This window comes from Kitasatospora sp. NPDC058170 (assembly GCF_042883905.1).
Classification (GTDB): domain Bacteria; phylum Actinomycetota; class Actinomycetes; order Streptomycetales; family Streptomycetaceae; genus Kitasatospora.
On the sequence record NZ_JBHVUV010000082.1, the window covers coordinates 1 to 4,147 of the forward strand.

The window sequence follows — 4,147 nt, forward strand, 5'->3', positions numbered from 1 at the left end:
CTGCATGGCCTGCACCATCTTGATGATGCCGCCGACCCCGGCCGCCGCCTGGCTGTGGCCGATGTTGGACTTCAACGAGCCCAGCAGCAGCGGCTCGGCCCCTTCGCGGTCCTGTCCGTAGGTGGCCAGCAGCGCGTGCGCCTCGATCGGGTCGCCGAGCCGGGTGCCGGTGCCGTGCGCCTCGACCGCGTCGACCTCGCCGGCCCGCAGGCCGGCCGCGGCCAGGGCCTGCCGGATGACCCGCTCCTGGGAGGGGCCGTTGGGGGCGGTGAGGCCGTTGCTGGCGCCGTCCTGGTTGATGGCCGAGCCCCGGACGACCGCCAGGATCCGGTGCCCGTTGCGGCGGGCGTCGGAGAGCCGCTCGACCAGCAGCAGGCCGACGCCCTCGGACCAGCCGGTGCCGTCGGCGGCCGCCGCGAAGGACTTGCAGCGGCCGTCGGCGGACAGACCGCGCTGGCGGCTGAACTCCACGAAGGTGTCGGGGCGGGACATCACGGTGACGCCGCCGGCCAGCGCGAGGTCGCACTCGCCCTGGCGCAGCGCCTGCGCGGCGAGGTGCAGCGCGACCAGCGAGGAGGAGCAGGCGGTGTCGACGGTGACGGCCGGCCCCTCCAGCCCGAAGGTGTAGGCCAGGCGGCCGGACACCACGCTGGAGGTGTTGCCGGTGAGCAGGTAGCCCTCCAACTCCTCGGGGGCCTTGGCCAGTCGTGAGCCGTAGTCGTTGTACATCACGCCCGCGAACACCCCGGCGCGCGTCCCCCGGACGGTGGCGGGGTCGAGGCCGGCCCGCTCGAAGGTCTCCCAGGCGGTTTCGAGCAGCAGTCGCTGCTGCGGGTCCATCGCCAGCGCCTCGCGCGGGCTGATGCCGAAGAACTCGGCGTCGAACTGGGCCGCCTGGGCGAGGAATCCGCCCTGGCGGGTGTACGAGGTGCCGATCCGCTCCGGGTCCGGGTCGTAGAGCGCGTCGAGGTCCCAGCCGCGGTCGGCGGGGAAGTCGCCGATGGCGTCGCCGCCCGAGGTGACGAGCCGCCAGAGGTCCTCGGGGGAGGCGACGCCGCCCGGGTAGCGGCAGGCCATACCGATGATCACGATCGGATCGTCGTCGGCGGCGACGGCGGTGACCGGCTCGACCGGTCCGCGGGTGGCGGCGGCGCCCGGGAGCAGGGACTGCAGGTGGGCGCCGAGCGCGGCCGGGGACGGGTGGTCGAAGACGGCGGTCGCGGCGATCCGCAGGCCGGTGCTGGCGGCGAGGCGGTTGCGCAGGTCGACGCCGGTGAGCGAGTCGAAGCCCAGCTCCTTGAACGCCCGGGTGGCGTCGATGGTCGCCGGGGTCGCGTGGCCGAGCACGGTGGCCACCGTCGTCTGCACCAACTCGGCGATGGCGCGCGAGCGTTCCGGCGCACCGAGGGCCGCGGTGCGGTCCGCCCAGGAGTCGCCGACCCGGGGGGAGGCGTCGGCCCGGCGGCGCGGGGCACGCACCAGGGCGCGCAGCGGTGCCGGCAGCGGGCCGGCGGTGGCGCGGGCCCGCAGGGCGACCGGGTCGAAGCGGACCGGTACCAGGGCGGGGGCCGGGTGCCGCAGGGCCGCGTCGAGCAGGGCCAGGCCCTCTTCGGTGCCGAGCGCGGGCAGTCCGGCCCTGGCCCAGCGGGCCAGGCCGGCCGTGCCGAGGCCGCCCGCCATGCCGTCCTGGTCGGCCCAGAGGCCCCAGGCGAGGGAGGTGGCGGGCAGGCCGAGGGCGTGCCGGTGGGCGGCCAGACCGTCCAGGTAGGCGTTGGCGGCGGCGTAGTTGGCCTGTCCGGCGGTGCCGGTGGTGGCGGTGACGGAGGAGAACAGGACGAAGGCGTCGAGGTCGAGCGCGCGGGTGAGCTCGTGCAGGTGCTCGGCGGCGTCGGCCTTGGCGCGCAGGACGGTGTCCAGACGCTCGGGGGTGAGGTCGGCGAGCACGCCGTCGTCCAGGACGCCCGCCAGGTGCAGCACGGCGCCGAGCGGCCGCTCGGGCGGCACGGTGGCGAGCACCGCGGCCAGGGCGTCCCGGTCGGCCGCGTCGCAGCCGGCGAAGCGTACCTCGGCGCCCGACTCGGCGAGTTCCAGGGCGAGTTCGGCGGCTCCGGGGGCGTCCGCGCCGCGTCGGCTGAGCAGCAGCAGGTGCCGTACGCCGTGCCGGGCCACCAGGTGCCGGACGACCTCGCGGCCGAGGGCGCCCGTGCCGCCGGTGACGAGCACGGTGCGGTCGGCGAAGTCCGGCTCGGGGCGCGACGGGGAGTCGGCGCGGGCGAGCCTCGGGGCGAGCAGGGCGCCGTCGCGCAGGGCGAGTTGGGGCTCGTCGGCGGTGGCGAGGGCGGTGGCGAGGGTGCTGAGGGCGGCGGTGTCGGCCTCCGCGTCCGGGGCGAGGTCGGCGACGGCGAAGCGGCCGGGGTGCTCGGCCTCGGCGGAGCGCAGCAGGCCCCAGACGGCGGCGGCCCACGGGTCGGGCACGGTGTCCGTGTCGGTGGCGGCGACCGCGCCGCGGGTGAGCAGGAGCAGTCGCGCGCCGGTGAAGCGGTCGTCGGCGGACCAGGAGCGCAGCAGCTCCAGTGCCGCCGCGACGCCGGGCCGGCCGGCGGGCACGGCCACGGCGACCACGGCCGGGACGGGCTCGTCGGCGGGGAGCTCGCCGAGGCCCGCGACCAGTGCCACCGGTGTCGCCGGAGTCGGCGCGGCGGCGGAGACAGAAGCGGCAGAGGCAGCGGCGGCGGTCGGGACCGGCGTCCAGCCGAGCCGGTACAGGTCCTGGGCCGGGCGGTCGGCGGCCGCCAACTGCTCGGCCCGGACGGGAAGGAGGGCGAGCGATTCGACGCTCAGCACCGGACGGCCGGTGGTGTCGGTGGCGTCGAGCGCCGATCCGTGCCAGTGGACGCGCAGTGCGTCGGCGCCCGAGGCGGACAGCTCCACGCCGGACCAGGAGAACGGCAGCGGCAGCCCGTCGGCGCTCTCGGCGGCCCGGCCCACCAGCGGGTGGAGGGCGGCGTCCAGCAGGGCGGGGTGCAGCGGGTAGCCGGCCGCGGTGTCGCGGACCTCCTCGGGCAGCGCGAGTTCGGCGAACAGCTCGTCACCTCGCTGCCAGCCTGCGCGGACGCCCCGGAACGCCGGGCCGTACGCGTAACCCAGCTCCGCCAGGCGGGAGTAGAGCTCCTCGACGTCGATCGCCTCGGCGCCGGACGGGGGCCAGGCGCGCGGCTGCGGGCCGGTGGCCGGCTCGGCCGTGGCGGCGGTGAGCCGGCCGACGGCGTGCCTGGTCCACTCGCCGGTGCCGGCGGCCGGGCGGGCGTGGATCGCGAGGGCGCGCGAGCCGGTCCCGGACTCCGCCGGGCCGACCGCGAGCTGCAGGGTCAGCGCGCCTTCGGCGGGCAGCAGGAGCGGGGCCTCCAGGGTGAGTTCGTCCACCCGGGGCGTCTCGGCGCGCTCGCCCGCCGTGAGGGCGAGGTCGACGAAGGCGGTGCCGGGCAGCAGCGCGCGGCCCAGGATGTCGTGGTCGGCGAGCCAGGGGTGGCTGCTGAGGGCCAGTCGGCCGGTCAGCAACAGGCCGCCGTCCTCGGCGAGTTCGACCGAGGCGCCGAGCAGCGGGTGGTCGGGGGCGTCGAGGCCGAGGCGTTCCGGTCCGCCGGCGGGTGTGCTGGGCAGCAGCCAGTAGTGGTGGTGTTGGAAGGGGTAGGTGGGGAGGTTGGTGTGGGTGGTGGTGGGTGGGTGGGTGGTGGGGTTGTGGCCGTGGGTGTGGGTGGTGGCGAGGGCGGTGAGGTAGGTGTGGGTTTCGGGGTGTTGGTGGTGGAGGGTGGGGGTGGTGTTGGGGGTGAGGGGGGTGAGGACGGGGTCGGGGCCGAGTTCGAGGTGGAGGGTGATGCCGTGGTTGGTGAGGGTGGTGGTGGTGTCGTGGTAGCGGACGGGTTGGCGGATGTGTTGGGTCCAGTGGTGGGGGTCGGTGGGGTTGCCGTGGGTGGTGATGGGGGTGTGTGGGGGGTGGTAGTGGAGTTGGGTGGCGGTGTGGTGGAAGTCGTCGAGGATGGGGTCCATGTGGGGGGAGTGGAAGGCGTGGCTGACGTTGAGGGGGTGGGTGCGTCGGCCTTGGTTGGTGAAGTGTTGGGCGATGGTGTGGGTTTGGGTGTGGTCGCCG

The 4,147-nt window shown here is 76.2% G+C and carries 1 protein-coding gene; it reads right to left on the reverse strand.

Annotated features, from left to right (window positions below; genetic code table 11):
• A partial coding sequence (locus ACFVVX_RS37890; RefSeq protein ID WP_387952718.1) for a type I polyketide synthase occupies window positions 1–4,147 on the reverse strand: 4,147 nt, incomplete at both ends.